The following is a 19,044-nucleotide window of genomic DNA, read 5'->3' on the forward strand; positions in this document are numbered from 1 at the left end:
CCGTCTACTCCGCAGCCAACGCGGGCGAATGGCGCGCCGCAGCCATGCGCGACAGTTCCCCCATCAACGGAGAACTGCGTGCGATCGGGTTCGTCAGGTAGAAATCGCGGACCGGGTTCACGAACGCGGCCTTGCCCAGATCGCGCATCGGCAGAGGCTGCCAAGCGCTTTCGACGATCTGATCGACCTGCCCCAGATGCGGGACCGCCTTTACCAGCGAACGGCGCAGCTGTGCCAGGCTGTCCCATGGAAGGGTCTGGCCCAGTTCGGCGGACAGCGCCCGCAGGATTGCCCAGTTTTCCTTGGCCTCGCCCGGCGCGAAATTGGCGCGCATGGCCAACTGGGGACGGCCTTCGGTGTTTACGAACAGGCCCATCTCTTCGGTATAGCAGGCGGCGGGCAGGATGATGTCGGCGCGGTGTGCGCCGCGGTCGCCATGGCTGCCCTGATAGATGACCACCGGACCCGCAGCGATCTCGACCTCGTCGGCGCCCAGGTTAAAAATGACCTGTGCGCCGTCGATGGCAGCAGGCATCCCGCCGTCGGTAACCGCGCCCACATCCATCGCACCCACGCGTGCCGCGGCGGTATGCAGGACCAGCAGCCGCGCCCCGGTCGCCTGTGCCAGCGCCTGAGCGGTGGCCAGCACGGCCTCACCGTCAGCCTCGCGCAGCGCGCCCTGACCCACGATGATCAAACCAGCCTCCTCGGACGGTTCGGCCCCATCCAACAAGGCCGACAGCGCCGCACGGTCGGTCCCCGCATGGTCGTAATCAAAGGTCAGATCGACCGCCGGGCCCACGACCGTGACCTGTGCGCCGCGCGCCCAGGCCCGACGCAGGCGGGCGTTCAGCACCGCCGCCTCGTCACGCGGATTGGTCCCGATCAGCAGAATCGACGCAGCGGTATCGATGTCCTCGATCACCGCATTCCCGACATAGCCCGACCGGTTGCCAGCGGGCAGACGCGCACCGTCGGTGCGGCATTCGACCGAACCGCCCAGAGCCTCGATCAGCGTCTTCAGGCTGTACGCCGCCTCGACGGATGCCAGATCGCCGACCAGTCCGGCGACCTTGCCGCCCTGCATCGCACTGGCCGCGGCGCTCAGCGCCTCGGGCCAGGTTGCGGCGCGCAGGCGACCGTTCTCGCGAAGATAGGGCGTGTCCAACCGCTGGCGACGCAGACCGTCCCAGACAAAGCGCGTCTTGTCGCTGATCCACTCCTCGTTCACGGCATCATGGTTGCGCGGCAGGATGCGCATCACTTCGCGCCCCTTGGTGTCCACGCGGATCGCGCTGCCAACGGCGTCCATGACGTCGATCGTCTCGGTCTTGGTCAGCTCCCACGGGCGGGCGGTAAAGGCATAGGGCTTGGAGACCAGCGCGCCCACCGGGCACAGGTCGATGATGTTGCCCTGCAGATTCGAGGCCAGCGTCTGGTTCAGATAGCTGGTGATCTCGCTGTCCTCGCCACGGCCGGTCTGGCCCATCTGGGTGATGCCCGCGACCTCGGTCGTGAAACGCACGCAGCGGGTGCAGCTGATGCACCGCGTCATGTGGGTTTCCACCAGCGGACCCAGGTTCAGTTCCTCGGACGCGCGCTTTGGCTCGCGATAGCGGCTGAAATCAACGCCATAGGCCATCGCCTGGTCCTGCAGATCGCATTCGCCGCCCTGATCGCAGATCGGACAGTCCAGCGGATGGTTGATCAGCAGGAACTCCATCACGCCTTCGCGGGCCTTCTTTACCATCGGGCTGTTGGTGCGGATCTCGGAGGGGGCACCGTCAGGACCGGGGCGCATGTCCTTAACCTGCATCGCGCAGGATGCGGCGGGCTTGGGCGGGCCGCCAACGACCTCGACAAGGCACATCCGGCAGTTGCCCGCGATGGACAGCCGCTCGTGATAGCAGAAGCGCGGGATCTCGATCCCGGCCTGCTCGCAGGCCTGGATCAGGGTCAGGTTCGGATCGACCTGGATCTCGGTGCCGTCGATCTTGATTGTCCGCAATTCGGCCATGATGACTTCCTTATCTGGCACTCAGCAGCGATCCTGCGACCGTCTGCCGTGCGATTTCGTCCCGCCCAAGGCGGCAAAAGGTTTCCGGCTGTCCGTTCACGACGCCATTCTGGACCATATAGCGGTCTGCCTCGGCATAAATGCGTCGGCGATCCTCGCGGCTGTCCAGAAAGGTCTCGATCTCGGTCTCACTATAGCCCTGATCCAACGCGTAACGCTTCAGCGCGCGCGCCTCACTGAACGCGCGGATCATCCGCGCGCTGATGTCGGGGCATCCGCGGCGCAGCATGTCGGCGACGCGCGCCTGGACCAGCCGGTCGTTGATATAGGTTTCCTGGCGCAACGGTGTCTGCGCGGCGGCGGGTACTGCCAGCAGGGCCAAGGCGATTGCGGCAAGCATCAGGCGTTTCATCACGGCATCCTTTCGGTGATCACGTGTCACCACGTAATCACCCGCCGGGCGCATTGCCCGACACGACCCCGTGCGGGGATCGTGATATGCCGCAACGTTGCTCATTCCGCCGCCAATGCGCCCATGCGCCCGGTCTTCTTGGCAATCAGGCGATCCTCGATCTCTCCGCGGAAATTGCGGATCAGGCCTTGGATCGGCCAGGCAGCCGCGTCGCCCAGGGCGCAGATGGTGTGCCCCTCGACCTGCTTGGTCACGTCCAGCAGCATGTCGATCTCTTCGACCTCGGCCTCGCCGGAAACCAGCCGCGCCATGACCCTCATCATCCAGCCGGTGCCTTCGCGGCACGGCGTGCACTGGCCACAGCTTTCGTGCTTGAAGAACGCGGACAGCCGCCAGATCGCCTTGATGATGTCCGTCGACTGATCCATCACGATCATGCAGCCGGTGCCGAAACTGGATTTCAGTTCGCGCATCCCGTCATAATCCATGATGGCGTTTTCGCACTGCTCTGCCGTCAGCACAGGACAGGACGCGCCACCGGGGATCACCGCCTTGAGGTTCTTCCAGCCGCCGCGCACGCCGCCACCATGCTTTTCGATCAGCTCCTTCATGCTGATCGACATGGCTTCCTCGATCACGCAGGGGGCGTTCAGATGCCCGGTCAGGCCGAACAGCTTGACGCCCGCATTGTTCGGGCGACCAAAGCCCGCGAACCACTCTGCCCCGCGCCGCAGGATCGTCGGCACAACCGCGATCGATTCCACGTTGTTCACCGTCGTCGGGCAGCCGTACAGACCGGCACCAGCCGGGAACGGCGGCTTCATCCGCGGCATTCCCTTCTTGCCTTCCAGGCTTTCCAGCAGCGCGGTTTCCTCGCCACAGATATAGGCGCCGGCACCGTGATGCAGGTACAGGTCGAACTCCCAGCCCGACCCGGCCGCATTCGCGCCCAAGAGGCCCGCGTCATAACATTCGTCGATGGCGGCCTGCAGCGCCTCTTTTTCGCGAATGTATTCGCCGCGCAGATAGATATAGCAAACATGCGCGTTCATCGCGAAGGCCGCGATCAGCGCCCCCTCGATCAGGGTGTGCGGATCATGGCGCATGATCTCGCGGTCCTTGCAGGTCGCGGGTTCGGATTCGTCGGCGTTGATCACCAGATAACTGGGCCGCCCGTCCGATTCCTTGGGCATGAAGGACCATTTCAGACCGGTCGGAAAGCCTGCGCCGCCACGCCCGCGCAGCCCCGAGGCCTTGACCTGTTCGATGATCTTGTCGCGTCCGCGGCCGATGATGTCGCCGGTCCCGTCCCAATGGCCACGCTTTTGCGCGCCGGCCAGGCTGCGATCGCCCATGCCATACAGGTTGGTGAAAATGCGATCCTGGTCTTTCAGCATCCGATACGTCCTTTATTCCCGGCGTCACGCATTCCTGCGCCGCCAGATACGCCAGGTCACGATCAGCGACCAGACAAAAGCGCCCATGGCGGCAAGGTCAGCCAGAAAGGCCCACTTACCCGCCCAGTCATAGTGCTGCCCGATCGCCTGAATGGCGAGCCAGATCAGCATCGTCACCGCGATCACGATCGCGACCAACCGCATCTGGCGGGCGTCCTGCGCAGGGTCAGCCATCACCCCGCCTCCTGCGGGAGTGCGGCCAGCACGCGCGCCTGCCCCACCCAGTCATCGTTGCGGATGTGCGACGCGGCGCGCCCGATCACGTCCGCCATGCGATCCACATCGGCATCGTCCCATGCGGCGATCTGCGAGAAACGCGTCACACCCGCCTGTTCCAACGACTGCTGGACCTTGGGCCCGATACCCTTGATCGCCCGCAGATCGTCCGGCCCCTCCAACTTGCTGCCGGTGGCAAGTGGTCGTGCCACTGCGGGCGCATCGTTCTCACGGGGCCGCGCCATCGCACGGGGCGTTTGACCAGCGGGTTGCACAGGCATCGCGTCCCAATCCGATCCGTCCATCGCTGCGCTGCCCGGATCGCTCAGCCATCCGACCGTCAGAGCCAGCATCCCGCCCGCGATCACGGCCAGAACCAGCGCGGCCAACCAGCCCATCTGCCCGAACAGGCCGATGCCCAGAAAGACCAGCAGTGCCGTGACAGCTCCGGTGGTTCTGCTGGCGGGTGTCATGGCTGGCGTCCTTTCTGCGGGTCGTCTGGCTGCGATCAGTCGCGGTCTTTGTCATCCTTGCGCACATCCGCCGGTTCGCGCTTGGATATCGGGCGCGCGGCGGACCCGGCCTGTGCCTCCTGCTCGGTCACGCCAGTCGAATCGGCGGGCGCGCCGTCCGCGGGACGCGGTTCATTCTGGGGTGCTGTGTCGACGCCAGACTGATCATCCGCCGCGGCATTTGGTTTGCGGTGCCATTTGGTCAGGATGGGAACCTCTGTCCCGTCGATACGCTTGAGCGTTTCGCCCAGGTCGGAGGCCAGCTGAACGCTGGCATTGCGACCCTCCTGCCCCTTCAGATCGGCCAGACTGGTCAGGCCGCTGACAGGTTCTGACGCAAAGCGGCCGGTCTGCGAACCGGGCGCCGGAACCTCTCCGGCGGTCATGCGGTCAATCAGGGCCTCAAGGCTTTCAGGGGTGAGGTCTTCGTAGTAATCCTTGCCGATCTGGGCCATCGGCGCATTCGCGCAGGCGCCCAGACATTCGACCTCTTCCCAGCTGAACTTGCCGTCGGCGGACAGGGTGTGCGGCGTTGGCGCGATGCGGCGTTTGCACACGGCGACCAGATCCTCGGCTCCGCAGATCATGCAGGTCGTGGTTCCGCAGATCTGGATGTTCGCCACGGTTCCAACAGGCTGCAACTGGAACATGAAATAGAACGTCGCCACTTCCAGTGCCCGAATATAGGCCATGCCAAGCAGCGCGGCGCAATATTCGATGGCAGGACGCGACAGCCAGCCTTCCTGCTCCTGCGCGCGCCACAAAAGCGGGATGATCGCCGATTGCTGGCGACCTTCCGGGTATTTGGTGATCTGCGCCTGCGCCCATTCAAGGTTCGCAGACGTGAATTCGAAACTGTCCGGCTGGACGGGGTGCAGGCGGCGCAGCATCAGCGGTCAACCTCTCCGAAGACGATATCCTGGGTGGCGATCAGGGCCGGGACGTCGGCCAGCAGATGGCCCTTGGACATCCAGTCCATGGATTGAAGGTGCAGGAAGCCCGGCGCGCGCAGTTTCGCGCGATAGGGTTTGTTGGTGCCGTCGCTGACCAGATAGACGCCGAACTCGCCCTTGGGCGCCTCGACTGCGGCATAAACCTCGCCGGCGGGAACGCGGAAGCCTTCGGTGTACAGCTTGAAGTGGTGGATCAGGCTTTCCATGTCACGCTTCATGTCGCCGCGTTTGGGCGGGGTCAGCTTGCCGCGTGCCAGAACCTCTCCGGGCCCTTCGGTCCGCAGCTTGGTTATGGCCTGCTGCATGATCAGCGTCGATTCGCGCATTTCCTGCATCCGGCACAGAAAGCGGTCGTAACAGTCGCCGTTGGTGCCGACGGGGATCTTGAAGTTGAATTCGTCATAGCACTCATAGGGCTGGCTGCGGCGCAGATCCCAGGCCATGCCCGATCCCCGCACCATCACGCCCGAAAAACCCCAGTCCAAAGCGTCCTGTTCGGACACGATGCCGATATCGACAAGACGCTGCTTGAAGATGCGGTTTTCGGTCAGCAGGGTATCCAGATCGTCCAGCACCTTGGGGAAACGCTCGCACCACGCCTCCATGTCGTTCAGCAGGTCCGGCGTCAGGTCCTGATGAACGCCGCCCGGCCGAAAATAGGCCGCGTGCAGACGCGCACCCGATGCGCGTTCATAGAAGATCATCAGATCCTCGCGCGCCTCAAAGCCCCACAGGGGCGGCGTCAGCGCACCCACGTCCAGCGCGCCGGTGGTCAGGCCCAGCAGGTGGTTCAGGATGCGCCCCACCTCGCAGAACAGCACCCGGATCAGGCTGGCGCGACGCGGCACGACGGTGCCGGTCAGACGCTCGATCGCCAGGCACCAGGCATGTTCCTGGTTCATGGGCGATACGTAATCCAGCCGGTCGAAATACGGCAGGTTCTGCAGATAGGTCCGGCTTTCCATCAGCTTTTCGGTGCCACGGTGCAGCAGGCCGATATGCGGGTCGGCGCGTTCCACGACCTCGCCGTCCAACTCCAGCACCATGCGCAAAACACCATGCGCGGCAGGGTGTTGCGGACCAAAGTTGATGTTGAAGTTGCGGATGCGCTGTTCGCCGGTCACCAGATCCTGGCTACCGTCGTCATAGCTGTTCGCACGGATGTCGCCGTCCATCATTTCGCGGCCCCCTTTTCGTCGCCGGGCAGGGCGTATTGCACGCCTTCCCAAGGCGACAGGAAATCGAACTGGCGGTATTCCTGGACCAGCGACACGGGCTCATAGATCACGCGCTTTTCGGCGTCATCGTAACGAACCTCGACATAGCCGGTGGTCGGGAAATCCTTGCGCAGCGGGTGGCCCGAGAAACCATAGTCGGTCAAAAGACGCCGCAGGTCGGGGTGGCCGGTGAACAGGATCCCGAACATGTCGAAAATCTCGCGCTCGAACCAGTTGGCGGCGGGATAGATCGCGGTCAGCGTCGGCAGCATCTCATCTTCGCGGATGGCGACCTTCACGCGGATGCGGTGGTTCTGGTACATCGACAGGAAATGCCAGACCACGTCGAACCGCTGCTGGCGCGACGGGTAATCCACGGCAGTGATGTCGACCAGCGTGGAAAACCGGCAGCTGCTGTCGCTGCGCAGGAAATCCAGCAGGTCCAAAATGCCGCTGGCGGTGGCCGTCACGGTCAGTTCGCCAAAGGCCACGTCGGTGCCGATGACCTCGTTCGGGCGGCGCAGCTTGATGTGCTCGGCCAACTGGTCCAGTGCGTCGGGATCGGTATAGGTCGCCATGATCACCTCACCAGCGTGCCGGTGCGCCGGATGCGGCGCTGAAGTTGCAGGATGCCGTACAGCAGCGCCTCGGCGGTCGGCGGGCAGCCGGGGACATAGATGTCCACGGGCACGATCCGGTCGCAGCCGCGCACCACGGAATAGCTGTAATGGTAATAGCCGCCGCCATTGGCGCAGCTGCCCATGCTGATGACGTAACGGGGTTCCGGCATCTGGTCATAGACCTTGCGCAGCGCCGGGGCCATCTTGTTGGTCAGCGTACCCGCGACGATCATCAGGTCCGACTGGCGCGGGGATGCGCGCGGCGCGGTCCCGAACCGTTCCAGGTCATAGCGCGGCATCGAGGTCTGCATCATCTCGACCGCGCAGCAGGCCAGACCGAACGTCATCCAGTGCAGCGAGCCGTTGCGCGCCCAGTTGATGATGTCCTCGGTCGTGGTCAGCAGGAAACCCTTGTCCTGCAGTTCCGCGTTCAGGGCCTTGGTCGCGTATTCGCGATCGGGTCCGGCGGTGTTCGCCCCTGCCATCACGCCCATTCCAAGGCTCCCTTCTTCCATTCGTAGGCAAAGCCCACGGTCAGCACGCCCAGAAACACCATCATGGACCAGAACGCAGTCTCGCTGATCGCCTGAAAGCTGACCGCCCACGGGAACAGGAACGCGACTTCCAGATCGAAGATGATGAACAGGATCGACACCAGATAGAATCGCACGTCGAATTTCATCCGCGCGTCGTCGAACGGGTTGAAGCCCGATTCATAGGCACTGACCTTTTCGGGGTCAGGATTGCGCACGGCGATGACGAACGCGGACAGCAGCAAGATCAGCGCAAGCGCCGATGCCATCGCCGCGAAGACGAGGATGGGCAGATAATCCTGCGTAATGTTTTGCACGGGTGACGATCCCCTTGTCGGTCGCGGGTATCACGGCTGACCCCGCGACGGGTTGGCTGAGTGCGGTTTAGACCCGTGACCGTCCGGGGTCAACGGGCGCGGGGGACCGAAAGCGCGGCGAATTGTTGCAATGCGGCGCGGATCAGTCGCGGATTTCGCCCGCGTCCACACCCCAGATCGTCGACTTGGGCACCCAGCCCCGTTGCCCGCCACCCGACACGCGGCACCATTCGGGTTCGCATTCGTTCAGCCGCAGGATGGCCCCGGCCTCGGCGCGGGCCACGATGTCGGCATCGGCATGCGGCCTGCCGCGCAGTTCCAGCATGTCGCGCGTGACCAGCGCGGTGCGCACCCCCGACAGCAGCGCATAGTGAATCCAGCCGCCTGCGCCGTCCTTGTCCTCGACCCGGCGCCAATGGCCGAATTCGGCTACCACCCGCAGCGGCATGCCTGCGTGCCGGAACACCCAGTCGATGCGATGCGACAGGCTGGGGCCGCGCCGGGCATTGCCCTCGTTTCCCTTCAGACTGACATAGCGGGGCAGTGGCAGGTTGGTCACCGGCCCGCGCTGTTCAGTCGCGCCCTGGCTTTGTTGCGGCTCGCTCTGGGCCATCGCCTGCGGGGCGGCAGCCCCCATCATCGCCACAAACGCAAGTGCCACCCTTGCGCCCGTCCTGCCTGGCCGTGCCGTCATGCGTTGTCCGTTCCTGTCCTCTGCGGGGCGCGGACGCCCCTTCTGGGGTCTTGTGCCGGCCCCTCAACGCGGGCAGTTTGCCAAAAGCGCCCGCCGATGGGAAGGGCGTGCCTGCACCCGCCCGATCAAGGCGCTGACACAGTGAGGTGACCATGCCCGCCACCCCCGCAGCCCCCCGCGGCAGATTGCGCGTCGCCGTGACGCGCCGCCTGCCCGAGGCCGTCGAGACCCGCATGTCCGAACTGTTCGACGTGGTTCTGCGAGACGACGACCGTAAGATGACTGCTGATCAGCTGGTCGCGGTGATGCAGGATGCCGATGTGCTGGTGCCGACCGTGACCGACCAGATCACCGCCGCCATGCTGGCCCGCGCGGGCGACCGGCTAAAGCTGATCGCCAATTTCGGTGCGGGCGTGGACCATATCGACGTCCTGTCGGCTCGCCAGCGCGGCGTGCTGGTCAGCAACACCCCCGGCGTCGTGACCGAGGACACCGCCGACATGACGCTGGCGCTGATCCTGGCCGTGACCCGCAAGATCCCCGAAGGTCTGGCCGAGATGCAGGCCGGGCGCTGGCAGGGCTGGTCGCCCACGGCCCATCTGGGCGGACGCGTCGGCGGGCGGCGTCTTGGCATCCTGGGCATGGGCCGCATAGGCCAGGCCGTCGCGCGACGTGCCGCCGCATTCGGCATGCAGGTCCATTACCACAACCGCACGCGCCTGCGCCCCGAGATCGAAGCGGCCCTGGGCGCAACCTGGTGGGAAAGCCTGGACCAGATGCTGGCCCGCATGGATATCGTCAGCGTGAACGCGCCGCACACGCCCTCCACGTTTCATCTGTTGAACGCTCGGCGGCTGAAGCTGATGAAGCCGTCGGCGGTCATCGTGAACACGTCGCGCGGCGAGGTCATCGACGAGAACGCCCTGACCCGCATGTTGCGCGCCGGAGAGATCGCCGGCGCAGGCCTCGACGTGTTCGAGCATGGCCACGAGATCAACCCCCGCCTGCGCGAACTGCCCAACGTGGTCCTGTTGCCGCATATGGGGTCGGCCACCGTCGAGGGCCGGGCCGAGATGGGCGAAAAGGTGATCATCAACATCAAGACATTTGCGGATGGGCATCGTCCGCCCGATCTGGTCGTGCCCTCGATGCTGTGATGACGATGCGATGGGCCGTATCGGCCCTGTTCCTGGTGAACGGCCTGCTGATCGGCAGTTGGGCGCCGAAAATCCCCGTGCTGATGGAACGGCTTGGCATCACCGAGGCCAGCGCCGGGGTGATCGTTCTGGGGCTGGGCCTTGGCTCCTTATGCGTGATGCCGCTGTTCGGCGCGATGGTCGCGCGGGAGGGATCGGCCAGCGCGGTGCGGCTGGCGGCATGGCTGGTGGCGCCGTCGATGATCTGGATCTCGCTTGCGCCGGGATATTGGACGGTGGTGGCGACGGTGGTGCTGTTCGGCGGCATGGTCGGCGGCATGGACGTTGCGATGAACGCCAATGCGGTCGCGGTCGAACGCGCGCGCGGCCGCGCGATAATGTCGTCATGCCACGGGTTCTGGAGCGTGGGGGCCTTTGCCGGGGCAGCGGCGGGCGGCTGGCTGATCCATCGATTCGGAGAACTGGCCCATGCCGTGATCATCACGATGGCCTTTGGCGTGGTGCTGGTCGGGGCGCTGCCCCGCCTGCTGCACGATGCCCCCAAAGCGGGCGCGCCCAAGGTCCCCCTGCGCCTGCCGCGCAGCCCCATGCCCTGGCTGATCGGCCTGATGGCGATGGCTGCGATGATCCCCGAAGGCGCGATCCTGGACTGGGCCGCCGTCTATCTGCAACGAGAGATGGGTGCGTCGCTGTCCGTCGCGGGACTGGGCTTTGCGGCCTGCGCGGGCACGATGGCCGTGATGCGGTTTCTGGGCGACGGGCTGCGGCGGCGTTTCGGCGCGGTCGCCACGCTGCGCGTCAGTGCCGCCGTCGCCATGGCGGGGCTGGTGCTGGCGGGGGTGTCGACCGTGCCGGTGCCTGCGATCGCGGGGTTCGCGCTGGCCGGTGTCGGCGTCGCGAACATGGTGCCCATCGCCTTTTCAGCGGCAGGAAACGTGCCGGGATTGGGCGCGGGCGTGGGCCTGTCGGTGGTCACGATGATGGGCTATTCGGGCATCCTGCTGGCCCCCGGCAGCATCGGCTTTCTGGCCGAACGGCTCAGCCTTGGCACGATCTATCTGGGCCTGGCCACCCTGCTGCTGATCCCGCTGGCACTGGCCCCCCTGGCCCGCACGGCCGATTTCCAACCGCCCGACACCTGAGCGCCGCGCCTGTCCTGCCGGCTCAGCGGTACAGTTCGGCGTCGGACGGAAAGCTGCGGTCGCGGACGGCGGCCGCATAGGCGGCGATGGCAGCATCGGCCTGCGTCCCCAGATCCCCGAACCGGCGCACGAAACGCGGCACCCGGCCCGACAGGCCCAGCATGTCGTCCAGCACCAGGATCTGGCCGTCGCAGCGGGCGGACGCCCCGATGCCGATGGTCGGGATCGTCACCGCGTCGGTGATCTGGTCCGCCAGAGCCTCCATCACGCCTTCGACCACGACCGAAAACGCCCCGGCATCGGCCACGGCGCGGGCGTCGGCCACATGCGCGGGCCAGGTTGCGGGGTCGCGGCCCTGGGTCTTGAACCCGCCCATCGTGTTCGTGGCCTGCGGCGTCAGGCCGACATGGGCCATGACCGGAATGCCGCGTTCCGTCAGGAACCGGATGGTCGGGGCGATGCGGGCACCGCCCTCCAGCTTGACCGCACCGGCACCGGTTTCCGCCATGACGCGGGCGGCGTTGCGAAAGGCCTGTTCGCGGCTTTCCTCATAGGTGCCAAAAGGCATGTCGATCACCACCATCGCGCGGGTCGATCCGCGCATGACGGCCTGACCGTGCAGGATCATCATCTCCAGCGTGACGCCGATGGTCGAGGGCAGGCCGTGGACCACCATGCCCAAGCTGTCGCCCACCAGGATCACATCGGCATGGGCATCGACCGCCGCGGCCATGGGCGCGGTATAGGCGGTCAGGGCGACGATGGGCGTCCCGCCCTTGCGGTCGGCGATCTGGGGGGCGGTGACGCGGCGAACGGGGGCTTGTACGGACATGGGTCGGCCTTTCAGGGATGGGCGGTGCGCTGATCGATCAACAGCACATCGCCGAAACGGACCGCCAGCAGGATCGCCACCGGACCGCCGACGACGGCGATGCGTGACAGGTCGGCCGCGGCGCGGATGTCGATGGAACGGATGTCTGCCCGCGGTTCAGAGGACAGGATGGCGCGAATCTGGCGACGCAGCAGGCTGACCGGCGTGCCCATGGCCACCGATTCCGCGACATGATCCAGTGCGCGGGCCAGCACCGGGGCCGCTGTGCGGTCCTGTGGGGTCAGGCGCTGGTTGCGCGATGACATGGCCAGCCCGTCGGGTTCGCGCACGGTGGGCACGGGCAGGATGGTCACGGGAATGTCAAGATCCTTGACCATGCGGCTGATCAGGGTCAGCTGTTGATAGTCCTTTTCGCCAAAGGCCGCGGCCTGGGGCTGGACGATGTTGAACAGCTTGGTGACCACGGTCGCCACGCCGCGGAAATGACCGGGACGCAGGCGACCCATCAGGATGCCGCCCAACTGCGTCACCTGCACATGCGTCTGCGCGCCGGGCCGCCAGATGTCGGACACCTGCGGCAGGAACACCGCGTCGCAGCCCGCTTTGCCCAACAGGTCCAGATCCTGCGCCTCGTGGCGGGGGTATTTATCCAGATCCTCGTTCGGGCCGAACTGCGCGGGGTTGACGAAAATCGATGTCACCACGCGACCGCCGCCCTGCCCGTCCAGCCAGTCGCGGGCACGCGCGACCAGCGTCAGGTGGCCCTGATGCAGCGCGCCCATCGTGGGCACCAACGCAACGCGGCCGGCATCACGACGCCAGACGCGCATGGCGTCGGTGCTGCGGCAGATGTCCATGATGCCCCCCTGTTGGCGTGTGCCGCAACCTAGCGACGGGGGCGGGTCCGGGCAAGGCCATGTCGTTTTTCGCCCGCAGATGTCGGGCGCCCTTGACGCGGCGTTTCACCGATGGGGCATCACAGGCGAAACGGGTCTAACAGGAGAGCGCGATGACGTCGCATGTGAAGGTTCTGGTCGTGGGCGGGGGCGCGGTCGGCTGCGGCATCGCGCTGCATCTGGCGCGGGCGGGCTGGGACACGCTGCTGGTCGAGCGCGACGAGCTGACGGCCGGATCGACCTGGCATGCGGCGGGCCTGCTGCCGCTGTTCAACATGGGTTACGCCACCAGCCACATCCATGATTATTCGGTGAAACTGTATGCCGGGCTGGAGGCCGAGACGGGCCTGAACGCGGGTTTCACCCGCTGCGGCAACCTGCGGATGGCGCAGACGGATGCGCGGATGGACGAATACATGCTGTATTCCGCCACCGCCGAGACGATCGGGATCGAGCATCAGTTCATGACCCCCGCCCAGATCAAGGACCGCTGGCCGCTGGTGCGCACCGAGGATCTGAAGGGCGCGCTGTTCCACCCGACCGACGGATACATCAACCCCGCCGACGTGACACAGGCCATGGCCAAGGGCGCGCGCATGGCGGGATGCCGGATCGAACGCAAGATCCAGGTGAACGCCTATCGCTGGACCGGCAGCGAATGGGTGGTGACAGTGGAGAAGATGGTCGACCGCGGCGGCAACCTGATCCCGTCCGGAGAGGTCTATGACATTCACGCCGAACATGTCGTCACCGCGACCGGCAACCACGCGCAGCGCACCGCCAAGCTGCTGGGGATCAAGATCCCAGCCATCCCGGTGGAACACCAGTTCATCGTGACCGAACCCGACCCCGCCCTGATGCGCTGGCGCGCCGACGGAAACCCTGAACACCCGGTCCTGCGCGACGCCGATGCCAAGTGGTATGTCCGCGAGGAGCGCGGCGGCTGGATTCTGGGCCCGTACGAACAGGGCGCGCCCGCGCGGTTCGAATACGGCGTGCCGGACAGTTTCCGCGCCGACCTGTTCCCTCTGGACCTGGAGCGGATCGAAGAGGAATACATGGCGATGATCCACCGCATTCCGACGTCGGAAACGGTGGGCCTCAAGGACGACTTCAACGGTCCGATCTGCTATACGCCCGACGGCAACCCGCTGGTCGGCCCCGCGCCGGGGCTGCGCAACATGTGGTTGGCCGAGGGGTTCAGCTTTGGCATCACCGCCGCCGGTGGCGTGGGCCATTACCTGGCGCAGATGATGACCGAGGGCGAGGCCGAGATCGACATGGCCAGCTTGGACCCGCGCCGCTTTGGCAGCTGGATGACCACGGAATACGCTGCCCGCAAGAACGAAGAGGCCTATGACCACGTCTTTGTCCTGCACCATCCCGATGAGGAACGGCCCGCCTGCCGCCCGCTGCGGACATCGCCCGCCTATGACCGGCAGGCGGCGCGTGGGGCACAGTTTGGCCATGTAAACGGGTGGGAACGCCCGAATTACTATGCGCCCGCAGGTTTCGACGATCATGACAGCCGCAGCTTTCGCCGCGGCGGTTGGTGGGAATACGCGCGTGCCGAGGCCGAGGCCGTGCGCCAGACGGCAGGCCTTGTCGACGCGACGGCCTTCGCCAAGCATACCGTCACCGGGCCGGGGGCGACGGCGTTCCTGGACTGGCTGACGACCAACAAGCTGCCCAAGGTGGGGCGGATCAACCTGACCTATGCGCTGACCGATGCGGGAACGGTGCGGACCGAATACACGATCGTGCGGCGCGGCGAACATGATTACTATCTGGTCAGCGCCGGGGCATGGACGGATTACGACCGCGACAACCTGCTGAAAGCCGCGCAGGATTTCATGGGCGCGGGCGGCGAATACGTCCATGTGCAGGACGTGACCACGCAATGGGGCGTCTTTGCGCTTGCGGGGCCGGAAAGCCGCGCGATCCTGTCGCGCATGATCCGCGATGTGGAACCCGCCACCGCCCTGTCGAACAAGCGTTTTCCGTGGCTGTCGATGCGCACCATCGAATTGGGCATGGTCCCGGTCATGGCCATCCGCGTCGCCTATACCGGCGAGTTGGGATGGGAACTGCACCACCCGATCGAAATGCAGAACCACCTGTTCGACAAGCTGATCGCCGCAGGTGAACCGTCCGGGATGAAGCTGGTGGGCGCACGTGCCCAGAACTGGCTGCGCCAGGAAAAATCGTACCGCGCCTTTGGCACCGAACTGGGCCGCGACGCGACACCGCTGGAGGCGGGTCTGGACCGTTTCGTCGATCTGGCCAAGGAGTTCCGCGGCAAGGCGGCCATGCAGGCCAAGGGCATCCGGTCGGCCTGTGTCACGCTGTTGATCGATGGGCCGGCGGATGCCGATCCCTGGGGCCGCGAGGCGCTGTTCCTGAACGGCAAGAAGGTCGGGCGCCTGACATCGGGCGGGTATTCGGCAGCCTTTGGCAAGCAGATCGGCATGGGCTACGTCAGCCCCGACCTGACCGCGCCGGGCACCCGGTTGCAGGTGCGCATGTTCCGCGAGCTGTATGACGCCGTGGTGACCGAAGACAGCCCCCACGACCCGCAGAACGCCCGCATCCGCATCGACGGCTAGGCCGTGTTCGCAGGCGGTCCACAGTGGCCGCCTGCCCGCGATCCGTGCTTTGAGCGCCGCCGGTGATCGTACAGGCATCGGTGATTTCGACAGGATGACCCATTGGTCGATGGCAATGCGTCACAGCGGTCAGGGGCGTTCGGGACAGCCAAGCTGCATTCCGCACAGATCGGCAAAGACCGTCCTGTTGACTGCTTGTGGGAATGTCGGTCGGCATGACAACTCCTGAAACGACAAAGGCCAGACCCGAAGGTCTGGCCTTTTGTTTTTGGAGCGGGCGAGGCGATTCGAACGCCCGACCCTAACCTTGGCAAGGTTATGCTCTACCCCTGAGCTACGCCCGCACTCCAGTCCCTCTTGCGATCCGTTTCACCGTCTCGCCTTCGGTGAGCGGGTATTTACGAAAGCCCGCCGGGGGGTGCAAGAGGAAAAAACGCACCCCCGGCGATTTTCTTTCGCACCCCCTGCCCTATTCCGCGGCGCGGCTGCGGGCGGGGTTCAGCATGGGGCCAAGATAGCGCCCGGTATGGCTGGCCTCGACCTGCGCCACGTCCTCGGGCGTGCCGGCAGCCACGATCACGCCGCCGCCGTCACCGCCCTCGGGGCCGATGTCGATGATCCAGTCGGCGGTCTTGATGACGTCCAGATTATGTTCGATCACGATGACCGAATTGCCCTGATCGACCAGCTCATGCAGCACCTCCAACAGCTTGCGCACATCCTCGAAATGCAGACCCGTGGTGGGCTCGTCCAGGATGTACAGAGTGCGGCCAGTGGACCTGCGCGACAGCTCCTTGGACAGCTTGACCCGCTGCGCCTCGCCGCCTGAAAGGGTCGTGGCCTGTTGGCCGACCTTGATATAGCCCAGGCCCACCTGCATCAGCGCGTCCATCTTGTCGCGGATCGACGGCACGGCGGCAAAGAACTCCTGCGCATCCTCAACGGTCATGTCCAGCACGTCGGCGATGGATTTGCCCTTGAACTGCACCTCCAGCGTCTCGCGGTTATAGCGTCTTCCCTTGCAGGTCTCGCACTCGACATAGACGTCCGGCAGAAAATGCATCTCGATCTTGATGACGCCATCGCCCTGGCACGCCTCGCAACGCCCCCCCTTGACGTTGAAGCTGAAGCGGCCTGGCTTGTAGCCGCGCGCCTTGGCCTCGGGCAGGCCCGCGAACCAGTCGCGGATGGGCGTGAAGGCACCGGTATAGGTCGCCGGGTTCGACCGCGGCGTGCGGCCGATGGGGCGCTGGTCGATGTCGATGACCTTGTCCAGATGTTCAAGGCCCCTGATCGTCTCGCAGGGCGCCGGGGTCTGGCGCGCGCCGTTCAGGCGCAGGGACGCGGTCTTGAACAGCGTCTCGATGGTCAGCGTGGACTTGCCACCACCCGACACGCCCGACACGCAGACGAACCTGCCCAACGGAAATTCCGCCGTGACGTTTTTCAGGTTGTTGCCGGTCGCCTTGACCACGGTGACCTTCTTGCCGTTGCCCTTGCGCCGCTCCTCGGGGACCGCGATCGCGCGCTTGCCCGACAGGTACTGGCCGGTCAGGCTGTTCGGATCAGCCGCAATTTCGGCAGGTGTGCCCTTGCTGACCACCGTGCCGCCATGCACCCCCGCCCCCGGCCCCATGTCGAACACATAGTCCGCATGGCGGATCGCATCCTCGTCATGCTCGACCACCAGGACCGAGTTGCCTTGGTCGCGCAGGTTCATCAGCGTGGTCAACAGGCGGTCGTTGTCGCGCTGGTGCAGGCCGATGGACGGCTCGTCCAGCACATACAGCACGCCGGTCAGGCCCGAACCGATCTGGCTGGCCAGACGGATGCGCTGGCTCTCGCCACCCGACAGCGTGCCCGCGGCACGCGACAGCGTCAGATAGTTCAGGCCGACATTGACCAGAAAGCCCAGCCGCTCACGGATTTCCTTGAGAATCGCGGATGCGATCTCGGTCTTTTGCTTGGACAGGTGGTTGGGGGCGTCGGTGACCCAGTCCAGCGCCTCCTGAATCGACAGTTGCACCACGCGGCCCACATGATCGCCTGCGATCTTGACCGCCAGGGCCTCGGGCTTCAGACGATAACCATTGCAGGCTCCGCAGGGGCGGTTGTTCTGATAGCGCTCGAACTCCTCGCGGACCCAGGCACTGTCGGTCTCGCGCAGGCGACGTTCCATGTTGGGGATCACCCCCTCGAACACGCGGCTGATTTCGTACACCCGACCCGCATCGTCGAATCGGAACTTGATCTCGTCCTTGCCCGACCCGCGCAGGAACATCTGCTGGACGTCGTCGGGCAGGTCTTTCCACGCGGTCTTCTTGTCGAAACCGTAATGTTTGGCCAGCGCGTTGATGGTTTGGGTCAGATAGGCCGATTTCGTCTTGGCCCACGGTACGATGGCGCCCTTGTCCACGGACAGGGCGGCATCGGGAACCACCAGACGGTCGTCAAAGAACAGCTCGACCCCCAGACCGTCGCAGACCGGGCACGCACCGAACGGCGCGTTGAAGCTGAACAGGCGCGGTTCGATCTCGGGGATTGTAAAACCACTGACGGGACAGGCGAATTTCTCGCTGAAGGTCAGGCGTTCGGGCTCTCCTTCGGCACCGTCCTCTTGCGCCAGCTCCAGATGGGCGATGCCGTCAGCCAGGTTCAGCGCGGTGCGCAGACTGTCCGCCAGACGCGTCTCCAGCCCCTCACGGACGACAATGCGGTCAACGACGATATCGATGTTGTGGCGGAATTTCTTGTCCAGCGTCGGCGAATCGTCCAGATCGTGGAATGTGCCGTTGATCTTGACCCGCTGAAAGCCCTGGCGGCGCAGTTCGGCCAGCTCCTTCTTGTACTCGCCCTTGCGGTCTCGGACGATGGGGGCCAGCAGATAGGCGCGCGTCCCCTCGGGCAGGGCCATGGTCCGGTCAACCATGTCCTGAACCTGCTGCGCCTCGATCGGCAGGCCGGTGGCGGGGGAGTAGGGCGTGCCCGCACGCGCGAACAGCAGGCGCAGATAGTCATAGATCTCGGTGACAGTGCCGACCGTCGACCGCGGGTTTTTCGAGGTCGTTTTCTGTTCGATGCTGATCGCAGGCGACAGACCGCTGATGTGGTCGACATCAGGCTTGCCCATCATGTCCAGAAACTGGCGCGCATAGGCCGACAGGCTCTCGACATAACGCCGCTGCCCTTCGGCATAGACCGTGTCAAAGGCTAGGGACGACTTGCCGGACCCGGATAACCCTGTGATCACCACCAGCTGATCGCGGGGGATGTCCATGTCGACGTTTTTAAGGTTGTGCTCGCGCGCGCCGCGCACCTCGATGAACTTCTGTTCCATGTGTGCCCCTCTGACCGACTGCAAAAGATAGGGACGCTTGGGCAGAAAGCAAGTTCCATTTGCGAACGAAGACGGAACATCGAATGGTCATGACGTCGCGCGCCGTTCTCGCCACCACTTGCGCTG

At 65.3% G+C, this 19,044-nt stretch carries 17 protein-coding genes and 1 tRNA gene; 3 read left to right on the forward strand and 15 right to left on the reverse strand.

The window, feature by feature from the left end:
* Positions 1-4: 4 nt before the first annotated feature.
* The 11 genes from nuoG to ACJJVR_RS16825 all read right to left on the reverse strand — a co-directional run bounded on the left by nuoG (position 5) and on the right by ACJJVR_RS16825 (position 8,867).
* On the reverse strand, positions 5-2,017 hold the full coding sequence (gene nuoG / locus ACJJVR_RS16775) for an NADH-quinone oxidoreductase subunit NuoG (RefSeq protein WP_405406293.1): 2,013 nt from the start codon (positions 2,015-2,017) through the stop codon (positions 5-7).
* A 10-nt stretch (positions 2,018-2,027) separates the two neighbouring features.
* The gene (locus ACJJVR_RS16780; RefSeq protein ID WP_405406295.1) at positions 2,028-2,429 is read right to left on the reverse strand and encodes a DUF5333 domain-containing protein; all 402 of its coding nucleotides are present in this window, start codon (positions 2,427-2,429) and stop codon (positions 2,028-2,030) included.
* Positions 2,430-2,530: 101 nt separating this feature from the next.
* Entirely contained in the window at positions 2,531-3,826 is a 1,296-nt protein-coding gene (gene nuoF / locus ACJJVR_RS16785; protein ID WP_405406296.1) for an NADH-quinone oxidoreductase subunit NuoF, read from the reverse strand.
* Positions 3,827-3,850: 24 nt separating this feature from the next.
* Positions 3,851-4,060: a DUF5337 domain-containing protein gene (locus tag ACJJVR_RS16790; RefSeq protein ID WP_405406297.1), complete on the reverse strand. Its 210-nt coding sequence runs from the start codon at positions 4,058-4,060 to the stop codon at positions 3,851-3,853.
* Complete coding sequence (locus tag ACJJVR_RS16795; protein WP_405406299.1) at positions 4,060-4,575, reverse strand: hypothetical protein; 516 nt, start codon at positions 4,573-4,575, stop codon at positions 4,060-4,062. Before ACJJVR_RS16795 ends, ACJJVR_RS16790 begins: the two co-directional genes overlap by 1 nt.
* 35 nt (positions 4,576-4,610) lie before the next feature.
* Positions 4,611-5,504: an NADH-quinone oxidoreductase subunit NuoE gene (gene nuoE / locus ACJJVR_RS16800; RefSeq protein WP_405406300.1), complete on the reverse strand. Its 894-nt coding sequence runs from the start codon at positions 5,502-5,504 to the stop codon at positions 4,611-4,613.
* Complete coding sequence (locus ACJJVR_RS16805) at positions 5,504-6,745, reverse strand: NADH-quinone oxidoreductase subunit D (protein ID WP_405406302.1); 1,242 nt, start codon at positions 6,743-6,745, stop codon at positions 5,504-5,506. The genes nuoE and ACJJVR_RS16805 overlap by 1 nt, the downstream gene beginning before the upstream one ends.
* Positions 6,742-7,362 (reverse strand): NADH-quinone oxidoreductase subunit C, encoded by a 621-nt coding sequence (locus ACJJVR_RS16810; RefSeq protein WP_405406304.1) that lies wholly within the window; start codon positions 7,360-7,362, stop codon positions 6,742-6,744. The genes ACJJVR_RS16805 and ACJJVR_RS16810 overlap by 4 nt, the downstream gene beginning before the upstream one ends.
* A 2-nt stretch (positions 7,363-7,364) precedes the next feature.
* Complete coding sequence (locus ACJJVR_RS16815; protein ID WP_176695081.1) at positions 7,365-7,889, reverse strand: NADH-quinone oxidoreductase subunit B family protein; 525 nt, start codon at positions 7,887-7,889, stop codon at positions 7,365-7,367.
* The gene (gene ndhC, locus ACJJVR_RS16820) at positions 7,889-8,206 is read right to left on the reverse strand and encodes an NADH-quinone oxidoreductase subunit A (protein WP_405406484.1); all 318 of its coding nucleotides are present in this window, start codon (positions 8,204-8,206) and stop codon (positions 7,889-7,891) included. The genes ACJJVR_RS16815 and ndhC overlap by 1 nt, the downstream gene beginning before the upstream one ends.
* A 190-nt stretch (positions 8,207-8,396) precedes the next feature.
* On the reverse strand, positions 8,397-8,867 hold the full coding sequence (locus ACJJVR_RS16825; RefSeq protein WP_405406486.1) for an SH3 domain-containing protein: 471 nt from the start codon (positions 8,865-8,867) through the stop codon (positions 8,397-8,399).
* A gap of 233 nt (positions 8,868-9,100) precedes the next feature.
* Here ACJJVR_RS16825 and ACJJVR_RS16830 point away from each other — a divergent pair, with 233 nt between their 5' ends.
* Positions 9,101-10,105 (forward strand): 2-hydroxyacid dehydrogenase, encoded by a 1,005-nt coding sequence (locus tag ACJJVR_RS16830; RefSeq protein ID WP_405406487.1) that lies wholly within the window; start codon positions 9,101-9,103, stop codon positions 10,103-10,105.
* The gene (locus ACJJVR_RS16835) at positions 10,105-11,247 is read left to right on the forward strand and encodes an MFS transporter (protein WP_405406306.1); all 1,143 of its coding nucleotides are present in this window, start codon (positions 10,105-10,107) and stop codon (positions 11,245-11,247) included. Before ACJJVR_RS16830 ends, ACJJVR_RS16835 begins: the two co-directional genes overlap by 1 nt.
* 22 nt (positions 11,248-11,269) lie before the next feature.
* Here ACJJVR_RS16835 and panB read toward each other — a convergent pair whose 3' ends face one another.
* Positions 11,270-12,079: a 3-methyl-2-oxobutanoate hydroxymethyltransferase gene (panB, locus tag ACJJVR_RS16840; protein WP_405406307.1), complete on the reverse strand. Its 810-nt coding sequence runs from the start codon at positions 12,077-12,079 to the stop codon at positions 11,270-11,272.
* 11 nt (positions 12,080-12,090) lie between these two features.
* Positions 12,091-12,936 carry a pantoate--beta-alanine ligase gene (gene panC, locus ACJJVR_RS16845; protein WP_405406309.1) on the reverse strand — a complete coding sequence of 282 codons (846 nt, stop codon included), beginning with the start codon at positions 12,934-12,936 and terminating at the stop codon, positions 12,091-12,093.
* Between the two features lie 152 nt (positions 12,937-13,088).
* Here panC and ACJJVR_RS16850 point away from each other — a divergent pair, with 152 nt between their 5' ends.
* Positions 13,089-15,581, forward strand: coding sequence for an FAD-dependent oxidoreductase (locus ACJJVR_RS16850; protein ID WP_405406311.1), 2,493 nt, complete (start codon positions 13,089-13,091; stop codon positions 15,579-15,581).
* Positions 15,582-15,850: 269 nt separating this feature from the next.
* On the opposite strand, the gene ACJJVR_RS16855 is transcribed toward ACJJVR_RS16850, so the two are convergent.
* A tRNA-Gly gene (locus ACJJVR_RS16855) sits at positions 15,851-15,925 on the reverse strand.
* A 125-nt stretch (positions 15,926-16,050) separates the two neighbouring features.
* Entirely contained in the window at positions 16,051-18,918 is a 2,868-nt protein-coding gene (gene uvrA, locus ACJJVR_RS16860; protein ID WP_405406313.1) for an excinuclease ABC subunit UvrA, read from the reverse strand.
* Between the last annotated feature and the right edge of the window lie 126 nt (positions 18,919-19,044).

Origin of the sequence: Paracoccus sp. Ld10 (assembly GCF_045064235.1) — a bacterium.
In the GTDB taxonomy this organism is placed as follows: domain Bacteria; phylum Pseudomonadota; class Alphaproteobacteria; order Rhodobacterales; family Rhodobacteraceae; genus Paracoccus.

Coding starts and splice junctions, on each gene's coding strand:
- nuoF (WP_405406296.1), bottom strand. CDS start 3,826: ATGCTGAAAGACCAGGATCGCATTTTCACCAACCTGTATGGCATGGGC.
- ACJJVR_RS16830 (WP_405406487.1), top strand. CDS start 9,101: ATGCCCGCCACCCCCGCAGCCCCCCGCGGCAGATTGCGCGTCGCCGTG.
- ACJJVR_RS16805 (WP_405406302.1), bottom strand. CDS start 6,745: ATGATGGACGGCGACATCCGTGCGAACAGCTATGACGACGGTAGCCAG.
- ACJJVR_RS16810 (WP_405406304.1), bottom strand. CDS start 7,362: ATGGCGACCTATACCGATCCCGACGCACTGGACCAGTTGGCCGAGCAC.
- ACJJVR_RS16825 (WP_405406486.1), bottom strand. CDS start 8,867: ATGGCCCAGAGCGAGCCGCAACAAAGCCAGGGCGCGACTGAACAGCGC.
- ACJJVR_RS16815 (WP_176695081.1), bottom strand. CDS start 7,889: ATGGCAGGGGCGAACACCGCCGGACCCGATCGCGAATACGCGACCAAG.
- ACJJVR_RS16795 (WP_405406299.1), bottom strand. CDS start 4,575: ATGACACCCGCCAGCAGAACCACCGGAGCTGTCACGGCACTGCTGGTC.
- panB (WP_405406307.1), bottom strand. CDS start 12,079: ATGTCCGTACAAGCCCCCGTTCGCCGCGTCACCGCCCCCCAGATCGCC.
- ndhC (WP_405406484.1), bottom strand. CDS start 8,206: ATGGCATCGGCGCTTGCGCTGATCTTGCTGCTGTCCGCGTTCGTCATC.
- nuoG (WP_405406293.1), bottom strand. CDS start 2,017: ATGGCCGAATTGCGGACAATCAAGATCGACGGCACCGAGATCCAGGTC.
- ACJJVR_RS16850 (WP_405406311.1), top strand. CDS start 13,089: ATGACGTCGCATGTGAAGGTTCTGGTCGTGGGCGGGGGCGCGGTCGGC.
- ACJJVR_RS16835 (WP_405406306.1), top strand. CDS start 10,105: ATGACGATGCGATGGGCCGTATCGGCCCTGTTCCTGGTGAACGGCCTG.
- ACJJVR_RS16790 (WP_405406297.1), bottom strand. CDS start 4,060: ATGGCTGACCCTGCGCAGGACGCCCGCCAGATGCGGTTGGTCGCGATC.
- ACJJVR_RS16780 (WP_405406295.1), bottom strand. CDS start 2,429: ATGAAACGCCTGATGCTTGCCGCAATCGCCTTGGCCCTGCTGGCAGTA.
- uvrA (WP_405406313.1), bottom strand. CDS start 18,918: ATGGAACAGAAGTTCATCGAGGTGCGCGGCGCGCGCGAGCACAACCTT.
- panC (WP_405406309.1), bottom strand. CDS start 12,936: ATGGACATCTGCCGCAGCACCGACGCCATGCGCGTCTGGCGTCGTGAT.
- nuoE (WP_405406300.1), bottom strand. CDS start 5,504: ATGCTGCGCCGCCTGCACCCCGTCCAGCCGGACAGTTTCGAATTCACG.